Origin of the sequence: Streptomyces sp. NPDC002573 (genome assembly GCF_042889625.1) — a bacterium.
Taxonomy (GTDB): domain Bacteria; phylum Actinomycetota; class Actinomycetes; order Streptomycetales; family Streptomycetaceae; genus Streptomyces; species Streptomyces gibsoniae.
Genome location: NZ_JBIARC010000010.1, coordinates 1 through 20,946 on the forward strand (window position 1 = coordinate 1; position 20,946 = coordinate 20,946).

Below are 20,946 nucleotides of genomic sequence, written 5' to 3' on the forward strand. Positions count from 1 at the left end.
GGCGAGTGGGTCGTGGACCTGCGCAGCCGGGTCGCGTTCGCCGAGGGCCACGTCGCGGGGTCCTTCAACTTCGAGGCCGACGGCAAGATCGCCACGTACCTGGCCTGGATGATCCCGTGGGGCAAGCCCGTGACGCTGCTCGCCGAGTCCCCGGAGCAGTTGGCCGCCGCCCAGCGCGAACTCGTCCGGGTCGGCATCGACCGGCCCGCTGCCGCCGCGACCGGTACACCGCAGGAATGGGTGCCCGAGGGTGGCAGCCCCGCCTCCTTCCCCCGCTCGACGTTCGTCGGCCTGGCCGAGCACGGTACGGACGACATCGTCGTCCTGGACGTACGGCGCGACTCCGAGCGAGCCGCCGGCTACATCGAGGGCTCCATTCACATCCCGATCCACCAATTGCACAAGCGGCTCGGCGAGGTGCCGGCCGGCACCGTCTGGGTGCACTGCGGAAGCGGGATGCGGGCCGCTATCGCCGCCTCGCTGCTGGACGCCGCGGGCCGTGACGTCGTGGCCGTCGACGACGGCTTCGATGCCGCAGAGCGCGCCGGGCTGGCCGTCACCACCGGCTGACCCGATCCGCTCGGCCGTCTCCAGAACTTTCGAGGGGTTGTGTGATGTCCCTTTTCCGTCATGGCGCGGACCGCGTCACTGTGGATGACGGCTGTGACAGCCGGATCTCCGCCATGGACAGCGTTCCGAGCTTGCGTAGGTGGAGTTCCGGGAGAAGCGTCTTCAGTTCTGTTCCTCGATGCTCGGCCACGGCATTGATCCAGCGGGCGAGCGACTCCCCTTCAGACGGAACTACTTCGGGATTCGCCTGGCCCGAGCCCGACCCACGCTGGTGCTCCGTGCCGCTCTTCACTGCCCCCTGCGGCGCAACCTTAGGCAGCCCGGGTGGAGTCATGCTGATGCCGTGCCGAATCGCCGCGACGTCGTACGTACCGTTGTCATCGACTCCCCGAAACGCCGGCTCATTCTGATTCGGCGAGCCACCGCTCGCGACATCCGCCGGACGCCGCCGATCATCCTCAGGGGTCCCGGTGAGACGTGCCGCAGAGCAGCGATCCGGCAGCTTCGCCGCGTCGCTCACCTGCCCACACTGCGCACCTCGCCTCTCGGTGCTGAAGTGGGCGCGGGCGAGGCGGCGCAGGTCGTTGCCGGGCAGGCCCGGGGTGAGCAGGGACTGGTCGACGATGCGGAAGAAGCCCGGCGCGACGGAAAAGATCAAGCAGAGCCCACCGCCCACGCTCTTCACGGACGCCGAGATCGCCGAGATCGGCGAGAAGGCGGACGCCCAGCGCAAGCAGCCGGACCCCTCTTCGCCCAGTGGAAGAAGGCACACGGCACCACCCGCGACGACGAGGCGTTCGCCGCCTGGGCCGCCCAGCAGGTACCCGCCCCGCCCTCGGCGGCGCAGCGCACCGCCGAACTCCGTCAGGACCAGCAGCTCGCCAAGACCCGCACGGTGGCCGGGAAGAAGGCCGCCACCTGGCTGGAGCTCCACGGCAAGAAGGACATCTGGAAGCTGTACCTTCATGACCGGCGTGAACTGGTCCCCGCCCGGCGGGCACGGCCGAGAAGACGGAGCTCAAGTCGGCGCTGAAGCTGGCCAAGACGATCAGCGAGCAGGTGGCGGCCAAGGACAAGCGGCCGGCCCCGTACGTCCTGGACCCCACCCCGCGCCCGGACAAGCACATCAAGCCGGGCACCAAGGGCCCGTACTCCTACCCGTCCCGACACGCCACCCTCTCGGCCGCCGCGGTCACCTACCTCAGTGCTCTCTCCCCGCACCGCACCGCGGACTACGAGTGGATGGGGGCCGAGGTTCTCTACTCCCGGCCTCTACATGGCCGGCCACGTCACCAGCGACATCACCGCCGGAACCCTCCTCGGCGACCTGATCGGCGATTACGAACTCGCCGTCGACGGGCACTGAAACCCGCCGTCGTGCTCGGTGCCGTCCGCTGTGCGGGTTTCACCCCCCGGCGAGACGGCGCCGCACGAAGGCAAAGACCGGACCGCTGGCAGCACAGCCATCGTCTGCTCGCCGACGCGCTCCACGCCCACCGGTGAGAGCCGCGGCGTTCAGTCCTCCACGGCCCGCCGGATCCGCCGGGACGGGCTGAACTCGTACAGGCCCAGGATGTCCGGTGCCTCGGTGAGCCCCGGGCCACCCCGGCGCACCCAGGTGGCGATGTCGGATGCCGCGTCAGGGTCGTTGACCAGGCCGAGCCACACCGGCCGGCCGCCCGCGGCCCGGCCCTGGGACGACGGTTGCACGACGATGACGTCGGCCTGCTCGCAGGCGTCCAGGCAGTGCACGACCCGGATCTGCGCGACGGAGCCCAGCTCGGCTTTGAGGGCGGCGAGTTGGGCGGCGTGGTCAACGCCGGGGATCTTGGCGGTGCCGCAGCAGCAGCCCCGGCACACGGTGACCGTGCACCGGGGCGCCGCCTGCGCGGCGGGCGCCTTGCGGCGGCTCACTCGGCGGCCCGCTTCCAGGCGGCCTCGCGCAGCAGCCGCAGTCCGTTGAGGCCGACGATGACCGTGGAGCCCTCGTGGCCCGCGACGCCGAGCGGCAGGGGCAGGTTTCCGGCAAGGTCCCAGACGACCAGACCGGCGATGAACACCGCGGCGATCACGAGGTTCTGCACGACGAGCCTGCGGGCTCGCCGGGACAGGGAGATCACCGCGGGCACGGTGGCCAGTTCGTCGCGGACGATGACCGCGTCGGCGGTCTCCAGCGCCAGGTCCGAGCCCGCCCGTCCCATCGCCACACCGGCGTGCGCGGCGGCCAGCGCCGGCGCGTCGTTGACGCCGTCGCCGACGACCATCACCTTGCGGCCGGCTTCCTCCAGCTCCCTGACCGCGTGCACCTTGTGCTCGGGCAGCAGCCCGGCGCGCACGTCCTCGATACCCACCTCGGCGCCCAGGCGAGCGGCCGCACGCGGGTTGTCACCGGTCAGCAGCACAGGCGCGCTCCCGGTCAGGGAGTTCAGGGAGGCGACGGTGGCGGTGGCGTCCGGGCGCAGCCGGTCGGAGACGCCGAGGACCCCGGCCGGTGTCTTGTCCACGGTGACCAGAACGGCGGTCCGGCCCCCGTCCTCCAGCCCGCCGGCGACGGTCGCCGCGCGCGCGGAGGAGGCGTCCTCGGCACCGGCGAGCAGCCGCGTGGGAGCCCCGACCGCGACCACGCGGCCTTCCATACGGGCCTCCACTCCGACGCCGGGTGTCGAGGCGAAGTCCTCGGCCACCGGCAGAGCAAGGCCCTTCTCCCGCGCCGCCTCCACCACGGCCCGGGCCAGCGGGTGCTCGCTGGGGTGCTCGACCGCAGCGGCCAGCGCCAGCAGTGCCGCCTCGTCGAGCCCGGAGCCCGTCAGCGGCCGGATCTCGATGACGCGCGGGGTGCCCTCGGTCAGTGTGCCGGTCTTGTCGAGCGCGATCGCGTCGACCTCGCCGAGCCGTTCCATGACGACCGCGGACTTGACCAGCACACCGTGCCGCCCGGCATTGGCGATCGCCGAGAGCAGCGGCGGCATGGTTGCCAGGACGACCGCGCACGGCGAAGCCACGATCATGAATGTCATCGCCCGCAGCAGCGAGCCCGTCAGCGCGGCGCCGAAAGCGAGCGGGACGATGAAGACGGCCAGGGTCGCCGCCACCATGCCCAGGGAGTAGCGCTGTTCGACCTTCTCGATGAACAGCTGTGTGGGCGCCTTGGTCTCGGAGGCCTCCTCCACCATGCGCACGATCCGGGCGATCACCGTGTCGGACGTGTCGCGCTCCACGCACACACGCAGGGCGCCGGTGCCGTTGAGGGTGCCGGCGAAGACCTCGTCGCCCTTCACCTTGGCCACGGGCAGTGGCTCACCGGTGATGGTCGCCTGATCGACATCGCTGGCCCCGTCCAGGACGCGTCCGTCCGCGCCGACGCGCTCTCCGGGCCGCACCAGGATCGTGTCGCCGACGGCCAGCTGCTCCACCGCGACGGCAGCCTCCCTTCCGTCGGCCTCGATGCGGGTGGCGGTGGCCGGGGCCAGGTCGAGCAGCCCGCGAACGGAATCGGCGGTGCGGGCGGTGGCCAGAGCTTCCAGCGCGCCGGAGGTGGCGAAGATGACGATCAGCAGCGCCCCGTCCATCACCTGCCCGATCGCCGCCGCACCGAGAGCCGCGACGACCATCAGCAGATCGACGTCCAGCGTCTTCTCCCTCAGCGCCTGCAGTCCCGCCCAGCCCGGCTCCCAGCCGCCGGCCGCATAGGCCAGGGCGTACAGGGTCCCCCACACCCAGGCGGGGGCGCCGGTCAGCTGCAGCGGCAGCGCGATCAAGAAGAGGACCAGGGCGGCAGACGCCCAGCGGGCCTCGGGCAGGGCGAGGACACGGGTACGACGCTGAGGTGCGCTGCCCTCCTGTGCCAGGTCGGCGCGGTCGGTCGAGGGCGGGATGAGTGTGGACGTCACGGGGATGCAGGTCCTTCACGACGGCATGACAAGACAGCGGACTGCCGGGACACCGGCATCGCGCTCCCCACCGTACAGGATCAAATGAATAGTCATTCATGCGTTCATGCGTCGCTCTCCGTAGGATGAGGGCCATGGGCCATGGACCTGACGCGAACACCGCCACTGCGCGCGAGCGCCTGGAGACCGTGGGCGCCGCCGACGTGGCCGCTACGCTCCAGGCCCTGGCGACGCCGTCCCGGCTGCGGATCCTGTCCCGCCTTCAGGAAGGTCCGTGCGCGGCGACCGAGCTGGCCGACGCCGTCGGGATGGAGCAGTCCGCCTGCTCCCACCAGCTGCGGTTGTTGCGCAACCTCGGCCTGGTCACCACCGAGCGCCGGGGCCGCTCGGTCATCTACGCGCTGTACGACAACCACGTAGCCGAGCTGCTGGAACAGGCCCTGTACCACGTCGAGCACCTGCGCCTCGGCCTGCGTGACGCCCCGGCCGCGGCGGTCGCCGCGGCCGAGGCGCACTGAGCAGACTGTTCCGGTCATCTCACCCGATCCTCGTCGTGGTGCGCCCTGCTGCCGGAAGCCGGCCTTCGTGCCTCCGCTCCGCACTGGACCGTGAAGCGCGCTGGTGGGCGCCGGCCGAGCTGAGGTCGGTCCGGGCGGCTCGACTCATGGACGGTTACTGGGAGGGGTGGCTGCCGGATGGGGAGATCACGCTTGTGTGAAGCAGGGCGACCGGCCCACCAGGCCCATATTGATCAGAAGGAATCCCATATGAAGGCGTCATGAAGTCACCCGGATGGGTGGGCTCGTCGCGCCGGCTTCATCAGCGGCGGTTTGTGTGGTCACACAGGCACCATCGACACGATTCGATGAGGAGTGATCATGTCACCCCGTTCGCATATGAAGCCGGTTGCGGGCACGGCGGCCGCGCTCCTCCTTTGGCGGGCTCCGGGCATCGACATCGTCGAACTCCACAACCACTCGCTCACCGACCAGCCGCGCCTGTTCTACATGCACTTCTGGGCAACCGGTGACGGCGTCACGCTGGCCAAGGCACTCCGACCGGCCCTGAATGCGACAGCCCTGGCTCCTACGTCGTGATCGGCTGGGGCCGGATTGCCTACGGCGCTGCGCTGTCGGCCGTCTTCGCAGGGGCCCGCGCCGCCGCATGCACCGGACTCCAAGGTCGCTGGGGCGGTAGCGCGGCGGATCGGAACGTGAGCTCCCCAGCGGTTCGGCTTTCTCAGCGCGACGGCCGGAGCCCGGAGAGGGTGACCTCGACGAGACGGTGGACGGCTTCCCCGGAGGACAGCCCTCCGGCGGCGGACAGCGCGTGCAGGCAATAGTCGGCCAGCTCGCCGGGAGAGACGTCGCCGCGGACCGCACCCACCGTGGCGGCTTCGGCGATGACGTCGCGCACCAGGGCGTGTAGTTGCTGCTGGGCCTGGACGACATGTTGGTCCCGGTGGACGAAGGCGGCGATCTCGCCGTCCTGGCGTCGCTTGTGCGTGATGTGCGCGTACCCGCGCAGGACCGCTTCGAGCTGTTCGACGGGTCCGTCGGCGTGCTCCCGGGCTTGGGCGAGCTGGCCCAGGTGGGCGGCGACGTGGCGCTCGTGCCAGGTGATCAGGATCGACTGGACGTCCGGGAAGTACTTGTACAGCGTCGCGCGCCCGATCCCGGCTTCCTTCGCGATCTGCGACATCGTCACTGACGCCAGGCCGTGCTCGGCCACAAGCGCGACGGTGGTCTCGAGGACTGCGTCCTGCATGGCGCGGCGGTGCGCGTCCATCGTCTCGTCCCACAGCTTCGGCATGCCTCAAGGATACGCAACGCCGATGCCGCGACGCTCTGTCTTGATGTAGACAGAGTGTATCGATAAAGCTGGAGGGGTCGAGCCGGACGAGGAAAAGAGGTGTTCCCATGTCCGAGGCGCCACCCACCCACGCCGCCGCCCCGACCGGCGCCGGGCCGCAGTCTCTGGACGCTCTGTATGCGGCCTTGCCGCCATGGGACATCGGACGACCATCCGACCGGGCGGCCCAACTGACCGTCTCCGGGCAGCTGTCGGCGGCTCCGTACTCATCCGGTGAGGTCGTTCACGTGGTCAAGAGCGACCTGGCCCACCCCGCCGGTGTGGCGCTGCCCGACGCGCCGTTGTCCGCCGACGGCACGTTCCACATCGCCGATGTCCCGCAGGTCGGGGGAGCCAACACCTACACCGTGACCTACGCGGGTGACTCAACCCATCAGGCCGTCAGCGCGTCCGCGACCGTCCAGGTCTCCCGCAGTGCCACTGCGGTGTCCATCAAGACCGACGCTCCGTCGTACGCCTACGGCGGGACCGCAAAGGTCACCGCCCATCTCGGCACGACCTACAACGGCCGCACCCTCGCCATCTACGCACAGCCCTACGGCGGCAAGAAGGCGCTGATCGAGACCGGCACGGTGGACAGCCACGGCGACCTGGCCACTACCTACAAACTCACCCGCAAGACCACCTTCACCGCGGCTTTCGCCGGTGACTACCGTTACGCCCCGGCCACGCCCGTTACGACCGCGTCGTCCTACGCCAAGGTGTCCGAGTCGCTCAGCGGCTACTACGGGAGCACCCACTACGCCGGCCTCCTCTACCGGGTCTACCACCACACCGCCGAGGCCAAGCTGAACGTCACGGTCACGCCCGACAAGGCCGGCCAGTGCGTGCAATTCCAGATCCAGCGGTACTACGGCGGTGCCTGGCACACACAGAGCACCTCCTCCTGCCGCACGCTCAGCACCTCGAGCACCGGCTACGCGACGCTGAGCCTGACCAAGGCGGTCAACAGCAAGTTCCGCATGCGGGCCGAGTACGTCCACAGCAGCAAGGACACCGGCAATCTCAGCACTTGGGGCGCATGGCAGTACTTCACCGTCAGGCAGTGACGCACGCGGTCCGCTGCGATAGCCGCCGACCGTAGACCGCTCCCATGGCGGCGCGGAGCGCAGGTATCGGGGCACGCTCCGATCTGGACTGTGGGAAACGATCTCGAGGTGCGCGGGAAAAGATCTTGATGAGGACGGTACAGCCCCTGATCAGCGCATTTCGCCGGTCCCCCACCACGACCACCACCAGATAGTGACGAACGGGTCCCTGCCGGTGACGGAAGTCACCGCAGGGGCCCGTTTCTCGTTGTGCTCGGAGTTGTGGGACAGCACACCGCCCGACCTGGACGCAGCCGCCCCGTCAATGAGCTATCTCACGGGCGGGGCAGTGGTTCTGTGGGGGACTCCGGCGGCGGTGGCCGGGATGGGCGTGGTGACGGAGGCACAGATGACCCCGCGGCGGGGCCCGTACGACACAGGGCAAGCTCGTGCTCGGGCAGGCACCGGCGGCACACGCATCGCTTCGAACCGCACCGCGGCGGCGGCACCCTCATGACCGGCGTGATCGACTTCGCGTTGGCACTGGGCGGCCTGGGGCGGAGATGCGTTCCTCTAGGCGGTGCCGGGTGTGAGTCCTCTATGCGGTGCCCGATGTGAGTCCTCGCACTGCCGCACCGGCCCCCGAGGGACGGCGGGGCTAGTCGCGTGACGTATCTCACGTGCCTGGGCCGCGGCACGTGATTTCGGGTCCTCGTTCGCTCAGGGGCGGTCGAGGCGCAGGCGGGTGGCCCGGGGCAGGCCCGCGACGACCAGGTCGTAGGAGTCCTCGATGAGTTCCCGGACCAGTTGGTCCGGCAGTTCGCCGTCCACCGTCACCGTGTTCCAGTGGCGCTTGTTCATGTGCCATCCCGGGACGATCAGTGCCGGGTGCTCACCCCGCTGCCGCAGCGCGTCCTCCGGGTCGCACTTCAGGTTCACGGTGAGCGGGCGGGCGCCCAGGCTCGTCAGGGCGAAGGCCTTGCCCTCCACCTTGAACACGGAGAGCTCCTGGGCCGAGGGGAAGGGGAACTCCTCCACAGCCGCATTGAAGGAAAGGCAGAAGGACCGCAACTGCTCGGGGGTCAATCCGGAGTCTCCTCGTCCTCGGCGGCGGGGCCTGCCGGCCCCGCCGGAGCCGAACGCGAGCGTGAACGCCTGGCGGGACGCCACGCGCCCACTGGCGGGACGTCACGCGCCAATTGGAACACGACCGGCCGGAAAGGGGCCCTGGACGCTGTCGCGTACGAGGCGGTGGACAACCAGGTGCATGCGTCGGAAGTCACATGGGATGTCGCTCAACTCGCCTGTGCCTCTTGGAGGTTACGCAATGCGCTCTCCCCTCGTCAGCCGCCGTGTGTCGGGTGCCGCACCGGTGCTGACGCTGGCCCTCGTCGTCGGCCTCACGGCCTCCGTCGCCCTGGCCACCACGGCAGGTGCCGCGCGCCGTCGGCCACCGCCGCACTCGGAGCCAACGGCCGCCAGCTCTACTACACGGCTGCCTCCGGCCAGACCAACAAGGTGACCGTCACCGAGTCCTCCACCCGCAGCACCGCGAAGATCACCTATGTGATCGACGACATCGTCCCGATCAAGGCCGGGACCGGCTGCGCCTACCCCATCGGCACCGACCGCACCAAGGTCTCCTGCACTGTGACCACCGTGGACAGCCAGGACCCCTTCGCCGCCCTCACACTGAACGCCGGCGACGGCAACGACACCGTCACCGTCACCGTCCACGACAACACCGGCGAGGCCTACTACCTCAACGAGATCTCCCTGGGCAGCGGCAACGACCGACTGACCGACACCGGCACCGTCGACGGCAGCTTCGTCTCCGGCGACGCGGGCGACGACACCATCACCGCAGGCGTGGCCTCCGTGGTCTTCGCCCGTGACGGCAACGACACGGTCTACTCGACGGGCGACATCGTCGACGCCGGCAAGGGCGACGACGTGATCCACTGCGGCGCGGGCGACCAGAACCTGTCTGGCGGCGACGGCGACGTCACCCTCTACGGCGGATCCGGCAACGACCTGCTGTACGGGGGCAAGGGCAACGACTGGCTGTACGGCGGCCCCGGCAAGGACATCCTCTCCGGCGGCCCCGGCAGGAACGTCGTCCACCAGGACTGACCGTTCGCCCCCGCCCGCCCGGGACACCGCCGCACCGTCCGCCGCGGTCTCCCGGGGCACGCCGTCCGGTCGCCTGCCGGCCGCGCCGCACACGAACCGGCTCTGACCAGCTTGTCCACAACTACCGAGTTGTCCACAGGGTCTGACGCTCCCCGCCCACCGGCTGTACGGTCATTCGCAGTTGATGTTCGTACAGCTGCAAGAACAGCGGACGACGGGGGAGGCGGTCGACGTGACCGAGACCGGCACGGTGACCGGAGCGGCGCTGCCGCTGCAGACAAGCAGGATCGCCGCGGTGCGGGGCTTCGCACCATGGCCCGCACCGGAAGCACCCAAGGACGAGGGCAAGGCACTGCGCGCCCGGATACGGCGCCGGGCACACGCCGAACTCGTGGTGGACACCGACCGCCCCGACGCGGTCACCGCCGTCGAGGAGTCCAACCACGGCCGCCTCCCCGAACTCACTCCCATACGCGTCGGCAGAATGGCCGCCACGCCCTTCGCGTTCCTGCGCGGCTCCGCCGGCCTCATGGCCTACGACCTCGCCCGCACCCCGACCACGGGCATCCGCGCCCAGATCTGCGGCGACGCCCACGCGGCCAACTTCGGCCTCTACGCCGACGCCCGCGGCGGCCTCGTCATCGACCTGAACGACTTCGACGAGACGGTCCACGGCCCCTGGGAATGGGACCTGAAGCGCCTTGCCGCCTCCCTCGTCCTCGCCGGCCGCGTGGCCGGAGCCGACGAGGACACCTGCCGGGCGGCGGCCCAGGACGCCGTCGGCGCCTACCGCCGCACGATGCGCCTGCTGGCCAGACTCCCCGTCCTGGACGCGTGGAACGCGATCGCGGACGAGGAACTGGTCTCCCACACCGACGCCCACGACCTGCTCGGCACCCTGGAGAGGGTCTCCGAGAAGGCCCGGGCCAACACGAGCGGACGGTTCGCGGCGAAGTCGACCGAGCCGGTCGACGGCGGAGGCCGCCGCTTCGTGGACGCACCGCCGGTGCTGCGCCGCATACCGGACGCGGAGGCGGCGGCGGTCGCCGCCTCGCTGGAGCACTATCTGACGACCCTGTCCGAGGACCGCCACCCGCTGCTCGGGCGGTACGCGGTGCACGACGTTGCGTTCCGCGTGGTCGGCACGGGCAGCGTCGGCACCCGCTCCTACGTGGTGCTGCTCCTCGACCACCGCGGCGAACCGCTGGTCCTCCAGGTCAAGGAGGCCCGCCCGTCCGCCCTGCTCCCGCATCTGGCGACGGCCGGCCACCCGATACCGGAGACGGAGCACGAGGGGCGCCGGGTCGTCCTCGGCCAGAAGCGGATGCAGGTCGTCAGCGACATCCTGCTGGGCTGGACGACGGTCGACGGACTCCCGTACCAGGTACGGCAGTTCCGCAACCGCAAAGGCAGCGTCGACCCCGCGGCGCTGACCGCCGACCAGATCGACGACTACGCCCGCATGACCGGAGCGCTGCTGGCCCGCGCCCACAGCCACAGCGCCGACCCGCGCCTGATCGCGGGCTACTGCGGCAAGAACGAGGAACTGGACGAGGCGATCGGCACGTTCGCCGTGGCCTACGCGGACCGCACGGAGGCGGACCACGCGGAGTTGGTGGCTGCTGTGCGGAGTGGGCGTTTGGCGGGGGAGATGGGGGTCTGAGGGGGCTTGAGGGGGGTGGGGAGGGAGGGGGTGGGGGGAGGGGGAGCCCCCCAGAAGCTGCGGCGATCCGCTCGAAGGCCCAGGACCCCGACAGCCCCCGCAGCCGCCCTCCCCCGTGTCATACGCTGGTGCGGTGACGACGCCCGAAGCCGAGCAGAGCGAGTCTGTGTCCGCTGCCGAGGAGCCGCTCGCCCAGGGCGCCGGTTCCGGGTCAGCCATGGGGACCGGGGCGGTGAGCGCCGCTTCCGGTGAAGCCGTGGAGACTGGCGATGACCGGACCGAGTCCGGTGAGACCGCAGCGACCGGCGAAGAATCCACCGCCTCCCCTGAGGCCGCAGCGACCGGCGAGGGCTCCACCGCCTCCCCTGCGGCCGGGGAGCCCGGCGAGGGCGGTAGCGGCGAGGCCCCCGGGTCGCGGCCCGAGGAACGGCTGGAGCAGGCCGTGCGGGCCGCGGAGCAGGCGTTGATCGAGTACGAGATCGCCGTGGAGACCTTCCGCGTCGAGGTGGAGAATTTCTCGCGGCTGCACCACCAGAAGCTGGGCCCGATGTACGCGCGGCTCGACGAGCTGGAGGCCGAGATCGCCGAGGCGCGGGCCGCCCGGAGCGGGGATCCGGAGGACATCCGGCTCGCTCACGAGGCCCGGGCCCGGGTCATGCCGATGCCGGGTGTGGAGGAGCTGTTCCACGGCTGGATGGACTCCGAGGGGCTGTTCCCGGAGGCCCAGGCGATGCTCACGGACCAGCCCGTGCGGCCCCCGCAGCGTGTGCGCCCCAGCGAGGAGGCCCGCAGGCTGTACCGCGAGCTGGCCCGTAAGGCGCACCCCGACCTGGCTCAGGTCGAGACCGAGCGCAAGCGGCGGGACGAGTTCATCTCCCGGGTCAACGTCGCGTACTCGCGCGGTGACGAAGCGTTGCTGCGGGAGCTCTCCGAGGAGTGGGCGGCCGGTCCTGTGCCCGAGGAGCGCAGGCCGAGCCCCAGCGAGGAGCTGTACGCCCGTCTGGAGTGGCTCGCCCAGCGCAAGGACCTGCTCACGCTGGTGGCGCGGGAGCTGGAGGAGAGCGCGATCGGCTCGATGCTGCGGCTGGCCCCCGACGACCCCGACAGTCTTCTGAACGAGATCGCGGAGCAGCTGCTGGCCCAGGTCGCGCAGAAGGAAGCCGAGCTGGCGGCGCTGCACGGCTGATCCGCCGGGTCCGGCCCGGTGGAGCGGGGCGGGGCAGGTCCGTGCGCCCGTCGGGTAGCGTCGGGGGTATGCATTTCGGAGCTGGTGTGCCCACGGTCGAGGTCGCGGACCTCAAGGACGGCGACTTTCTGCTGGACGTCCGTGAGGACGACGAGTGGCAGGCGGGTCACGCCGAGGGGGCGCTGCACATCCCCCTCAGCGAGTTCGTGGCTCGGTTCGGTGAGTTCACGCAGGCGGCGCCGCAGGACGGGCGGGTCCATGTGATCTGCCGTTCCGGTGGGCGTTCGGCCCAGGTCACGATGTACCTGGCCCAGCAGGGTGTGGACGCGGTGAACGTCGACGGTGGCATGCAGGTCTGGGCCGCCGAGGGCCGTCCTGTCGTGGACGGCAAGGGCGAGCCGGGCTTCGTGCTGTAGTTCCGGAGGGCCGGCTCTGCCGGCTGCGGGTGGGTCTGGTGGCGGTCAGCCCAGGGGGTGTGCCGCCAGCAGGTCGCCCAGGGTTTCCTCGTGTGCCGCCGCGGGGCCGAGCGAGAGCTCCAGGTGCTTGGCCCAGGCGTGGTAGCGGTGCAGGGAGTAGTCTGTGTCGGCGCCGAATCCTCCGTGCAGATGCTGCGCGGTCTGCACGACCCGTCGGATGCCTTCCGACGCCCAGATTTTCGCGGTCGCCACGTCGCCGGCGGCGGGCAGTGCGCCCGGTGCGCCGGAGCTGATCCGCCATGCCGCCTGCCAGAGCGTGGCCTCCATGGCGCGCAGGTCGATGTACCGGTCGGCGGCCTGTACGGCGACCGCCTGGAAGGTGGCGATGGGGTGGCCGAACTGCTCTCGCCTGGCGGTGTACCCGCTGGTCATCTCCAGTACTTTCTCGCCGAGGCCGAGGGCGAGTGCGCAGGTCCCGGTGGTGAGGAGCAGTCGGAGTTCCTCCCAGGCCCCGTCGGCGTCGAGCAGGTACTTTGCGGCGACGCGTGCGGAGTCCAGGTGGAGTTCCGCGAGGCGTTCTCCGGTGGTGGAGAACTGGTCGGCGAGTACGACGCCTTCGTGTGCCCGTGGGACGAGGGCGAGGACGGTGCGGCCGGAGTCGTGGGTGTGTGCCGGTACGAGGACGAAGTTGGCGGTGTGGGCCCAGGGGACCGCCGTCTGGGTTCCGTCCAGCACCCAGGTGTCGTCTGTCCTCTGGCGTGCGACGACCGCGAGTTCGGCCGGGTCGTGGCCGGTGCGGCCGTGGGCGGCGACCGTCAGGGTCAGTTCTCCGCGGCCCGCCTGGGCGAGTAGCTCCTCCTTGGCTTCGGTGCTGCCGTGGGCCTGGACGGTGGTGGCCGCGGCCGTGTGCTCCAGAAGGGGGACGCGGGCCAGTGCCTTGGCGGACTCCCGGAGGACCAGGCAGAGGGTGATGGGGTCGAGGCCGGCGCCGCCGTACTCGCTGTCGAGGAGCAGGCTGAGCAGGTCCGCGTCCGCAAGCCGGGCCCACAGCGTGCGGTCGAAGTCGTCGGCGACGGCGCCCGGGGTCAGTGCGGGGCTGGGTACCCCGTCCGGCGCGACCCCGGCGAACTGGGCCTTCGCTGCCTCGAGTGCCGCCTGCTGCTCCTCGCTGAAGGTGAAGTCCACGGCCTGTCCTCCCGGCGGCTCCGCTGATCTGACGGAGCGTCAAGATAGAACAGGTTCTATGAGAAGGGAACGGTCCGGGGGCGGGGAGCGGCACGGTTCCGGCGGTGCGCCGGTGCCGGTGCCGCTCACCGGTCGAAGTCCAGCTCCACCTTCTCCGTGACCGGGTGCGACTGGCACGCCAGCACATATCCCGCGTCGGTCTCCTCGGGCTCCAGCGCGAAGTTGCGGTCCATGCGCACCTCGCCCGAGACCAGGAAGGCCCGGCAGGTTCCGCACACTCCGCCCTTGCAGGCGTAGGGGGCGTCGGGCCGGTTGCGCAGTACCGTCTCCAGCAGCGATTCGCCGTCGCGGACCGGCCAGGTGCCGCCGCGCCCGTCGAGCCGGGCGGTCACGGCGCTGTGTGCGGGGACCGGTGCGGACGAGGTGACCGCGGCGGCCGCCTCCACATGGAAGATCTCCTCGTGGATCCGCGTCCGCGGCACCCGGAGCCCGCGCAGTGCCCGCTCCGCCGACTGCACCAGCCCGAACGGTCCGCACAGGAACCAGCCCGCGACCTCGTCCACGGGGAGCAGCGCCGGCAGCAGCCCGGACAGCCGGTCCTCGTCTAGCCGGCCCGTCGGCAGCCCCGCCTGCTGTTCCTCCCGGGAGAGCACCGTGACCAGCTGGAACCGCTCGGGGAAGCGGTCCTTGAGGTCGGCGACCTCCTCCAGGAACATCGTGGAGGCGGACGTCCGGTCGCTGCGTATGAGGCAGAACCGGGCGCGGGGTTCCCGTGCCAGCAGGGTGGAGACGATGGACAGCAGCGGGGTGATTCCGCTGCCGCCGACGATCGCCGCGTACAGCCCGGGTGCGGGCTCCAGCGTGAACCGTCCCGCGGGGGTCATCACCTCCAGCTCGTCGCCGACGGTGATCTCCTTGAGCGCGTAGGTGGAGAAGGCGCCTCCGTCGACCAGCCGGACCCCGACTCGCAGGGTGCGCGGGCCCTCGTCGTCCGGGGCCGGTGCGGGGGAGCAGATCGAGTACGTACGCCGGACCTCGGTGCCGTCGACGGTGCGGCGCAGGGCGAGGTGCTGGCCGGGTGCGTGCCGGTACTCCTCGCGCAGTGCGGGCGGCACCGCGAAGGTCAGGGCCACGGAGTCGTCGGTGAGCCGGTCGACGGCGGCCACGGGGAGCGGGTGGAACCGGGCCATCACAGCTCCTTGAAGTGGTCGAAGGGCTCACGGCAGGCAAGGCAGCGGCGCAGCGCCTTGCACGCGGTGGACGAGAAGCGGCTGAGCAGCTCGGTCTCGTCGGATCCGCAGAACGGGCAGCGCACGGGCTCCTCGGGTCCGGGGGCGTTCGTGGCCGTGCGGGTGGGGCCGAGTTCCAGGGGGACGGGTGCGGACGTCGGCAGGGTGCGGGGTGGTGCTATCCCGAACTCGCGCAGCTTGCGGCGGCCTTCGGCGGTGATGTCGTCCGTCGACCAGGCGGGGGTGAGCACGGTGCGTACCGTGACGTGGGGTACGCCGTGTTCCTGGAGAACGCGCTCTATGTCGAGGGCCATGGCCTCGATCGCGGGGCATCCCGTGTAGGTGGGGGTGAGTTCGACCTCCACCGTGTCGGGGCCCTGCACATGGACGGCTCGCAGGACGCCCAGTTCCTCCAGGGTGAGGACGGGCAGCTCGGGGTCGGGGACCGAGCCGGCGAGCAGGCGCAATTCCTCTTCGAGGGCGGTGGCTGTCACCATGACGCCCCCGGGTGGCTGCGATGCAGATGCTGCATCTCGGCGAGCATCCGTCCGAAGGGTTCGGTGTGCAGTCCCTCCCGGCCGGCGCCCGCGGCCCATGCCCCGGACCGGGGTCCTTCGGGCATGTCCAGGGTGGCGCGGCGCAGGACGTCACCGATCGAGTCCAGCCAGGCGGCGCTCATCCCGGGCCAGTCGATGTCGAGGCCTTCGACGGGCTGGAACATCTCGCCGGTGAACCGCCACAGGGCCTGGCACGCCTGCTGCATCCGCTCGTGGCTGTCGTCCGTGCCGTCGCCGAGCCGCAGGGTCCACTGTTCGGCGTGGTCCTGGTGGTAGGCGACCTCCTTGACCGCCTTGGCGGCGAGGCCGCTGAACTCGCTCTCCGGGGCGGCCAGCCGGGTGTACAGGAGCCGCTGGTAGGTGGAGAAGTACAGCTGGCGGGCGATGGTGTGCGCGAAGTCGCCGTTGGGCTGTTCCACCAGTTGGAGGTTGCGGAAGGCGCGCTCCTCGCGGAGGTAGGCGAGTTGGTCCTCGTCGCCGGCCATGGACAGCAGCACGCGGGCCTGGCCCAGCAGGTCCAGGGCGATGTTGGCGAGCGCGACCTCCTCTTCGAGTACGGGCGCGTGGCCCGCCCACTCTCCCAGGCGGTGCGAGAGCACCAGGGCGTCGTCGCCGAGGGCCAGGGCGGCCGTGGTGTGCCGGGTGACGGTCACAGGTGCTTCACCCCTTCCGGGATCTCGTAGAACGTGGGGTGCCGGTAGGGCTTGTCGGCGGAGGGCTCGAAGAAGGGGTCTTTCTCGTCCGGTGAGGAGGTGGTGATCGCGGTGGACGGCACGACCCAGATCGAGACGCCCTCGCCGCGCCGGGTGTACAGGTCACGTGCGTTGCGCAGGGCCAGCTCTGCGTCCGGGGCGTGCAGGCTGCCGGCGTGGGTGTGCGAGAGCCCTCGGCGGGAGCGCACGAAGACCTCCCACAGCGGCCACTCTTCGGTCGTCATGGTCACGCCTCTCCGTTCTCGTCGGCTCTGGTCGCCGATCCTGCGCCCGTGGTGTGCGCGTGCTCGCCGGCCGCGCCCGTCCTGTTGTGCTTGGCCGCGTACGCCGCGGCTGCCTCCCGCACCCAGGCGCCTTCGTCGTGCGCCTGCTTGCGCTGGGTCAGCCGCTGCTCGTTGCAGGGGCCGTTGCCCTTGAGGACGTCCCAGAACTCGGTCCAGTCGATGGGCCCGAAGTCGTGGTGTCCGCGCTCCTCGTTCCATACGAGGTCCGGGTCGGGGAGGGTGAGGCCCAGCGACTCGGCCTGGGGGACGCAGATGTCGACGAAGCGCTGGCGCAGCTCGTCGTTCGAGTGCCGCTTGATCTTCCAGGCCATCGACTGCGCGGAGTGCGACGACTCGTCGTCGGGCGGGCCGAACATCATCAGGGAGGGCCACCACCAGCGGTTTACCGCGTCCTGGGCCATCTCGTGCTGCTCCGGTGTGCCGTGGCTGAGGGCCATCAGCAGTTCGTATCCCTGGCGCTGGTGGAAGGACTCCTCCTTGCAGATACGGACCATCGCGCGTGCGTAGGGGCCGTAGGAGCAGCGGCACAGGGGGACCTGGTTCGTGATGGCGGCGCCGTCGACCAGCCAGCCGATGGCGCCGACGTCCGCCCAGGTCAGCGTGGGGTAGTTGAAGATCGAGGAGTACTTCTGGCGGCCTGAGTGGAGATTGTCGAGCAGCTCGCCGCGGCTGGTGCCGAGTGTTTCCGCCGCGCTGTACAGATACAGCCCGTGGCCTGCTTCGTCCTGGACCTTGGCCATCAGGATCGCCTTGCGGCGCAGGGAGGGCGCGCGGGTGATCCAGTTGGCTTCCGGCTGCATGCCGATGATCTCGGAGTGCGCGTGCTGGGCGATCTGCCGGACCAGGGTGGCGCGGTAGGCGTCTGGCATCCAGTCGCGCGGCTCGATGCGCTCGTCGGCGGCTACGGCGGCGTCGAAGCCGGCCTCGTAGGCCGCTGTGTCCGTCTGTGCCGTGCCGTCGGCGCGGGCCGTTCGGTGCGCTGCTGCTGTCGCCATGCGATCCCCCTCGACCACTCTCTCCCGACCGATCGTTCGGTCGTGTCGGTTCAATGGTGGGACGTGGCGCCGTAGGGTGTCAACCGCTGTGGACAATCTCCGGGCAGCCCTCCGCCGCTGTGACCGATGCGCTGTGCGGGGCGGGCGGGTCTGAGTACCGTTCCCGTGCGCACACTGTGGGGTGCTGCGAACGGGTGACCCGGCCGGCCCGGGTCGGAGACGGTCGTCGGACAGCGCCTGCGGCACGGGACGGCACCGAGGGCACGGAAGCTCGGGAGACGGGGCGGGATGGACACGTACGACGAGGAGCCGGTCGCCCGGCGGGAACAGCCGGGCGACCCGGCCGACCCGGTGTCCCCCCTGCCCGTCGGCACCGACCGCGACGTGTCTCACGACCCGCGCCCCGGGGACGCCACGGGCGTGCGGGAGACGGAGGGGTCCGCGCCGGACCCGGCGGCCGCGCGCACCGGTGTCGCCGCCCTGTCCCTGCGCTACCAGATAGCCGCCGCGCTGGTGCTCGCGGTCGTCGCCGTCGCCGCCTGTGTGCACCTGGGCATGGTGTTCCTGCACGTCGCGCCCACGAACGTGGTCAGCAAGGAGCACAGCAAGGCGATCAACGACTGGATATACCCCGAGTTCGAGCAGAACTGGAAACTGTTCGCGCCCGACCCGCTACAGCAGAACATCGACGTCCAGGCACGGGCCGAACTGCTCACCGGGGACGGCGACCGGCGGACGACGGGCTGGTACGACCTGTCCGCGCTCGACGGTGCCGCCATCGACGGCAACCCGCTGCCGAGCCACACCCAGCAGAACGAACTGCGCCGGGCCTGGGACTTCTACGTCACCTCGCACGACGGCCAGAATCGTCCCGTCGGCCTGCGCGGCACCCTGGCCGAGGACTATCTCCGCCGGGCCGTCGCGCTGCGCCTGGGCCGCGAGCACGCGGCCCAGCAGGGCGAGAGTGTCGAAAGCGTCCAGGTCCGCTCCCGCGCAACCGAGGTGCCGCCCCCGAAGTGGAGCGGTGAGAAGGTCAGCACGGCGCCGGTGTACCACCGGCTGCCCTGGTGGCCGCTGCCGGACGGCGAGCGAACGGAGGCGAGCGCCCGATGAACCGGTTCGCCGTGTGCGTCTCACGCGCTGTCGCCCGTGTCACCGACGCCGCCCTCGGCCCGTACCAGACCGCGATCGTCCGCATCGGCTTTGCCACCACCTGGCTGCTGTTCCTGCTGCGCGAGCTGCCGCACCGCCAGGAGCTGTACGGGCCCGACGGCCCCTGGAGCTGGGACCTGGCCCGGCAGCTGACCGCGAACAACCACGCCTTCTCGGTCCTGATGTGGTCCGACGGGCAGATGTGGTTCGAGACCGTGTACGCCCTCGCCCTGCTGTCGAGCGCCCTGCTGCTGGTCGGCTGGCGGACCCGCACCATGTCGCTGCTGTTCATGGTGGGCGTGCTGTCGCTGCAGAACCGCAGCGTCTTCATGGGTGACGGCGGTGACAACGTCATCCACCTGATGGCGATCTACCTGGTGTTCACCCGCTGCGGGCAGGTGTGGTCGCTGGACGCGCGGCGCGCCCGGCGCTCCGCCGCGGCACGCGCGCGCGCCGAGGAGCCGCGGTCCGACCGGGCGGGCCCCGCCCTGTGGGTCGTGCTCGGTCTCGTGCTGGCCGTGCCGTCGGTCGCGGGCTGGATCAGCGGGGCCTGGCTCGTCGTGTTCTGGGGGCTGTGGGCCGTGCAGGGCCTGTGGTGGTACGTCGGCCGGCGCGCCCCCCATGGGGAACCGCGCATCCTGCTGGACGTCGTCGCCAACCTGGTCCACAACGCCGCCCTGCTCATGATCATGGCGGAGGCGTGTCTGATCTACTCGACCGCCGGCTGGTACAAGATCCAGGGATCGCGCTGGCAGGACGGCACCGCGGTCTACTACCCGCTCCACATCGACTACTTCTCGCCCTGGCCCGCCCTGTCCGACCTGTTGTCCGCGCACGGTGCGACCGTGCTGCTGATCACGTACGGCACGGTCGCCGCGCAGGTCGCGTTCCCGTTCACGCTGTTCAACCGGCGGGTGAAGAACGTCCTGCTGGCGGTCATGATGACCGAGCACGCGGTGATCGCCGTGGTGCTCGGGCTGCCCTTCTTCTCGCTCGCGATGATCGCCGCCGACGCCGTGTTCCTGCCGACGTCCTTCCTGCGGCGGCTGGGCGGCTGGGCGGCACGCGCGCGTGGACGGCTCACGAGGCCCGCCGTCCGGCTCCCGCTGCCCCGCCCGCGCGGGCCCCGGCCGCCCGCCGAGGAGCCGGCCGAGCAGCCGCAGGCGAGCCCGGCGACATGAGTGCGTCGGCGGTCCGGCCCGGCGGTTCGGCACCGTGGTCCGTCGTAAGGGCCGGGCCGAGGCGCCATGGCCCGGCCGCCCGGAAGCCCGGCGCCCTGCGGCGCACGTAGGCTGCACGGCATGACGGACCCGTATCGCAGCACCGCCGATCCGCTGGGCACCTGGCACCGGCTCGCCGACGACCTGGTCCTGCTCGACGGCTTCCACGCGCTCAAGCACGCGGTCCGCTTCCACGCGCGCGTGCCGGTCGCCGTCACCACCGACCGGCGGGCGGCGCTCGCCCTGGCCGACGAGCTGGCGCCCGATGTGCGCGAAGCGCTGGAGGCGCTGCTGACGGAGGTGCCCGAGGAACGCTATCGGGCTCTCGTGCCGCGCCCCCATCCCACCGCGGTCGCCGCCCTCGCCGAGCGGCCCTCGCGCGAGGCCCAGCTCGAAGCGCTGCGGCGCATGCCCCGCACCGCCCCCGTGATCGTCCTCGACAACCCGCGGAACCTGGGCAACGCGGGAGCGGTGATCCGGCTCGCGGCCGGGTTCGGCGCGACGGGCGTGGTGACCACCGGCACCCTCGACCCCTGGCATCCCACGGTGGTGCGGGGCGGGGCGGGGCTCCACTTCGCGACCGCCGTGGAGCGGCTGTCCGTGGCCGAGCTGCCGCCGGGCCCGGTGTTCGCCCTGGACCCGGAGGGCGACGACATTCGTGCCCTGAAGCTGCCGGACGACGCCGTGCTCGCCTTCGGCTCGGAACGCACCGGTCTGTCGGCCGACCTGCGCGCCCGCGCAGACCACCTGGTGTCCCTGCCGATGCGCCCCCAGGTCTCCAGCTACAACCTCGCCACCAGTGTGGCCATGACGCTGTACCACTGGAGTGCCACCGGGGGCGCACCCGCCTGAG

General features: G+C 71.1%; 22 protein-coding genes. 11 read left to right on the forward strand and 11 right to left on the reverse strand.

Annotated elements, in window-relative coordinates; translation table 11 throughout:
• Positions 1-570: rhodanese-like domain-containing protein (locus ACFYX0_RS12245; protein WP_388969552.1), on the forward strand; the 570-nt coding region annotated here is incomplete at its 5' end.
• A 58-nt stretch (positions 571-628) separates the two neighbouring features.
• Here the strand turns inward: ACFYX0_RS12245 and ACFYX0_RS12250 are convergent.
• The 3 genes from ACFYX0_RS12250 to ACFYX0_RS12260 all read right to left on the reverse strand — a co-directional run bounded on the left by ACFYX0_RS12250 (position 629) and on the right by ACFYX0_RS12260 (position 4,460).
• Positions 629-1,537: a hypothetical protein gene (locus ACFYX0_RS12250; protein WP_388969554.1), complete on the reverse strand. Its 909-nt coding sequence runs from the start codon at positions 1,535-1,537 to the stop codon at positions 629-631.
• 548 nt (positions 1,538-2,085) lie between these two features.
• Positions 2,086-2,484 carry a (2Fe-2S) ferredoxin domain-containing protein gene (locus tag ACFYX0_RS12255; RefSeq protein WP_388969556.1) on the reverse strand — a complete coding sequence of 133 codons (399 nt, stop codon included), beginning with the start codon at positions 2,482-2,484 and terminating at the stop codon, positions 2,086-2,088.
• Entirely contained in the window at positions 2,481-4,460 is a 1,980-nt protein-coding gene (locus ACFYX0_RS12260) for a heavy metal translocating P-type ATPase (protein ID WP_388969558.1), read from the reverse strand. The genes ACFYX0_RS12255 and ACFYX0_RS12260 overlap by 4 nt, the downstream gene beginning before the upstream one ends.
• Positions 4,461-4,594: 134 nt before the next feature.
• On the opposite strand from ACFYX0_RS12260, the gene ACFYX0_RS12265 reads away from it, so the two are divergent.
• Together ACFYX0_RS12265 and ACFYX0_RS12270 are read left to right on the forward strand one after the other, a co-directional pair.
• Positions 4,595-4,978: an ArsR/SmtB family transcription factor gene (locus tag ACFYX0_RS12265; protein ID WP_388969560.1), complete on the forward strand. Its 384-nt coding sequence runs from the start codon at positions 4,595-4,597 to the stop codon at positions 4,976-4,978.
• Positions 4,979-5,338: 360 nt separating this feature from the next.
• Entirely contained in the window at positions 5,339-5,557 is a 219-nt protein-coding gene (locus tag ACFYX0_RS12270; protein ID WP_388969562.1) for a DUF1259 domain-containing protein, read from the forward strand.
• Between the two features lie 142 nt (positions 5,558-5,699).
• On the opposite strand, the gene ACFYX0_RS12275 is transcribed toward ACFYX0_RS12270, so the two are convergent.
• Complete coding sequence (locus tag ACFYX0_RS12275) at positions 5,700-6,272, reverse strand: TetR/AcrR family transcriptional regulator (protein ID WP_388969563.1); 573 nt, start codon at positions 6,270-6,272, stop codon at positions 5,700-5,702.
• A gap of 107 nt (positions 6,273-6,379) precedes the next feature.
• Between ACFYX0_RS12275 and ACFYX0_RS12280 the strand changes: the two genes are divergently transcribed.
• Positions 6,380-7,381: a hypothetical protein gene (locus ACFYX0_RS12280; RefSeq protein ID WP_388969565.1), complete on the forward strand. Its 1,002-nt coding sequence runs from the start codon at positions 6,380-6,382 to the stop codon at positions 7,379-7,381.
• Between the two features lie 699 nt (positions 7,382-8,080).
• Here ACFYX0_RS12280 and ACFYX0_RS12285 read toward each other — a convergent pair.
• On the reverse strand, positions 8,081-8,446 hold the full coding sequence (locus tag ACFYX0_RS12285) for an MmcQ/YjbR family DNA-binding protein (protein ID WP_355906534.1): 366 nt from the start codon (positions 8,444-8,446) through the stop codon (positions 8,081-8,083).
• 432 nt (positions 8,447-8,878) lie between these two features.
• Between ACFYX0_RS12285 and ACFYX0_RS12290 the strand changes: the two genes are divergently transcribed.
• The 4 genes from ACFYX0_RS12290 (at position 8,879) to ACFYX0_RS12305 (ending at position 12,758) form a co-directional block, all read left to right on the forward strand.
• On the forward strand, positions 8,879-9,493 hold the full coding sequence (locus tag ACFYX0_RS12290; RefSeq protein ID WP_388969567.1) for a calcium-binding protein: 615 nt from the start codon (positions 8,879-8,881) through the stop codon (positions 9,491-9,493).
• 184 nt (positions 9,494-9,677) lie between these two features.
• Positions 9,678-11,156: a DUF2252 domain-containing protein gene (locus ACFYX0_RS12295; RefSeq protein ID WP_388969569.1), complete on the forward strand. Its 1,479-nt coding sequence runs from the start codon at positions 9,678-9,680 to the stop codon at positions 11,154-11,156.
• Positions 11,157-11,373: 217 nt separating this feature from the next.
• Positions 11,374-12,342, forward strand: a complete 969-nt coding sequence (locus tag ACFYX0_RS12300; protein ID WP_388969824.1) for a hypothetical protein — start codon at positions 11,374-11,376, stop codon at positions 12,340-12,342.
• A gap of 86 nt (positions 12,343-12,428) precedes the next feature.
• Positions 12,429-12,758, forward strand: a complete 330-nt coding sequence (locus ACFYX0_RS12305) for a rhodanese-like domain-containing protein (protein WP_311693947.1) — start codon at positions 12,429-12,431, stop codon at positions 12,756-12,758.
• Positions 12,759-12,803: 45 nt separating this feature from the next.
• On the opposite strand, the gene ACFYX0_RS12310 is transcribed toward ACFYX0_RS12305, so the two are convergent.
• The 6 genes from ACFYX0_RS12310 to paaA form a co-directional block, all read right to left on the reverse strand.
• Complete coding sequence (locus tag ACFYX0_RS12310) at positions 12,804-13,943, reverse strand: acyl-CoA dehydrogenase family protein (RefSeq protein ID WP_388969571.1); 1,140 nt, start codon at positions 13,941-13,943, stop codon at positions 12,804-12,806.
• Positions 13,944-14,068: 125 nt separating this feature from the next.
• Positions 14,069-15,133, reverse strand: a complete 1,065-nt coding sequence (locus ACFYX0_RS12315) for a 2Fe-2S iron-sulfur cluster-binding protein (protein WP_388969573.1) — start codon at positions 15,131-15,133, stop codon at positions 14,069-14,071.
• Positions 15,133-15,669 carry a 1,2-phenylacetyl-CoA epoxidase subunit PaaD gene (gene paaD / locus ACFYX0_RS12320; protein ID WP_388969575.1) on the reverse strand — a complete coding sequence of 179 codons (537 nt, stop codon included), beginning with the start codon at positions 15,667-15,669 and terminating at the stop codon, positions 15,133-15,135. The genes ACFYX0_RS12315 and paaD overlap by 1 nt, the downstream gene beginning before the upstream one ends.
• Positions 15,663-16,382, reverse strand: coding sequence for a 1,2-phenylacetyl-CoA epoxidase subunit PaaC (paaC, locus tag ACFYX0_RS12325; RefSeq protein ID WP_388969577.1), 720 nt, complete (start codon positions 16,380-16,382; stop codon positions 15,663-15,665). Before paaC ends, paaD begins: the two co-directional genes overlap by 7 nt.
• Positions 16,379-16,666, reverse strand: a complete 288-nt coding sequence (gene paaB / locus ACFYX0_RS12330) for a 1,2-phenylacetyl-CoA epoxidase subunit PaaB (protein ID WP_388969580.1) — start codon at positions 16,664-16,666, stop codon at positions 16,379-16,381. Before paaB ends, paaC begins: the two co-directional genes overlap by 4 nt.
• 2 nt (positions 16,667-16,668) lie before the next feature.
• Entirely contained in the window at positions 16,669-17,721 is a 1,053-nt protein-coding gene (gene paaA, locus ACFYX0_RS12335; RefSeq protein WP_388969582.1) for a 1,2-phenylacetyl-CoA epoxidase subunit PaaA, read from the reverse strand.
• Between the two features lie 288 nt (positions 17,722-18,009).
• Here paaA and ACFYX0_RS12340 point away from each other — a divergent pair, with 288 nt between their 5' ends.
• The 3 genes from ACFYX0_RS12340 to ACFYX0_RS12350 all read left to right on the forward strand — a co-directional run bounded on the left by ACFYX0_RS12340 (position 18,010) and on the right by ACFYX0_RS12350 (position 20,945).
• Positions 18,010-18,834, forward strand: a complete 825-nt coding sequence (locus ACFYX0_RS12340) for a DUF5819 family protein (RefSeq protein WP_355906509.1) — start codon at positions 18,010-18,012, stop codon at positions 18,832-18,834.
• Complete coding sequence (locus ACFYX0_RS12345; protein ID WP_388969584.1) at positions 18,831-20,054, forward strand: HTTM domain-containing protein; 1,224 nt, start codon at positions 18,831-18,833, stop codon at positions 20,052-20,054. Before ACFYX0_RS12340 ends, ACFYX0_RS12345 begins: the two co-directional genes overlap by 4 nt.
• A gap of 120 nt (positions 20,055-20,174) precedes the next feature.
• A complete protein-coding gene (locus tag ACFYX0_RS12350; RefSeq protein WP_388969586.1) occupies positions 20,175-20,945 on the forward strand; it encodes a TrmH family RNA methyltransferase in 771 nt (256 codons plus the stop codon).
• The last annotated feature ends 1 nt before the right edge of the window (position 20,946 follow it).

Coding starts and splice junctions, on each gene's coding strand:
- paaD (WP_388969575.1), bottom strand. CDS start 15,669: ATGGTGACAGCCACCGCCCTCGAAGAGGAATTGCGCCTGCTCGCCGGC.
- paaB (WP_388969580.1), bottom strand. CDS start 16,666: ATGACGACCGAAGAGTGGCCGCTGTGGGAGGTCTTCGTGCGCTCCCGC.
- ACFYX0_RS12275 (WP_388969563.1), bottom strand. CDS start 6,272: ATGCCGAAGCTGTGGGACGAGACGATGGACGCGCACCGCCGCGCCATG.
- ACFYX0_RS12280 (WP_388969565.1), top strand. CDS start 6,380: ATGTCCGAGGCGCCACCCACCCACGCCGCCGCCCCGACCGGCGCCGGG.
- ACFYX0_RS12265 (WP_388969560.1), top strand. CDS start 4,595: ATGGGCCATGGACCTGACGCGAACACCGCCACTGCGCGCGAGCGCCTG.
- ACFYX0_RS12315 (WP_388969573.1), bottom strand. CDS start 15,133: ATGGCCCGGTTCCACCCGCTCCCCGTGGCCGCCGTCGACCGGCTCACC.
- ACFYX0_RS12345 (WP_388969584.1), top strand. CDS start 18,831: ATGAACCGGTTCGCCGTGTGCGTCTCACGCGCTGTCGCCCGTGTCACC.
- ACFYX0_RS12340 (WP_355906509.1), top strand. CDS start 18,010: ATGGACACGTACGACGAGGAGCCGGTCGCCCGGCGGGAACAGCCGGGC.
- ACFYX0_RS12295 (WP_388969569.1), top strand. CDS start 9,678: ATGTTCGTACAGCTGCAAGAACAGCGGACGACGGGGGAGGCGGTCGAC.
- ACFYX0_RS12250 (WP_388969554.1), bottom strand. CDS start 1,537: ATGAAGGTACAGCTTCCAGATGTCCTTCTTGCCGTGGAGCTCCAGCCA.
- ACFYX0_RS12300 (WP_388969824.1), top strand. CDS start 11,374: ATGGGGACCGGGGCGGTGAGCGCCGCTTCCGGTGAAGCCGTGGAGACT.
- paaA (WP_388969582.1), bottom strand. CDS start 17,721: ATGGCGACAGCAGCAGCGCACCGAACGGCCCGCGCCGACGGCACGGCA.
- ACFYX0_RS12270 (WP_388969562.1), top strand. CDS start 5,339: ATGTCACCCCGTTCGCATATGAAGCCGGTTGCGGGCACGGCGGCCGCG.
- ACFYX0_RS12350 (WP_388969586.1), top strand. CDS start 20,175: ATGACGGACCCGTATCGCAGCACCGCCGATCCGCTGGGCACCTGGCAC.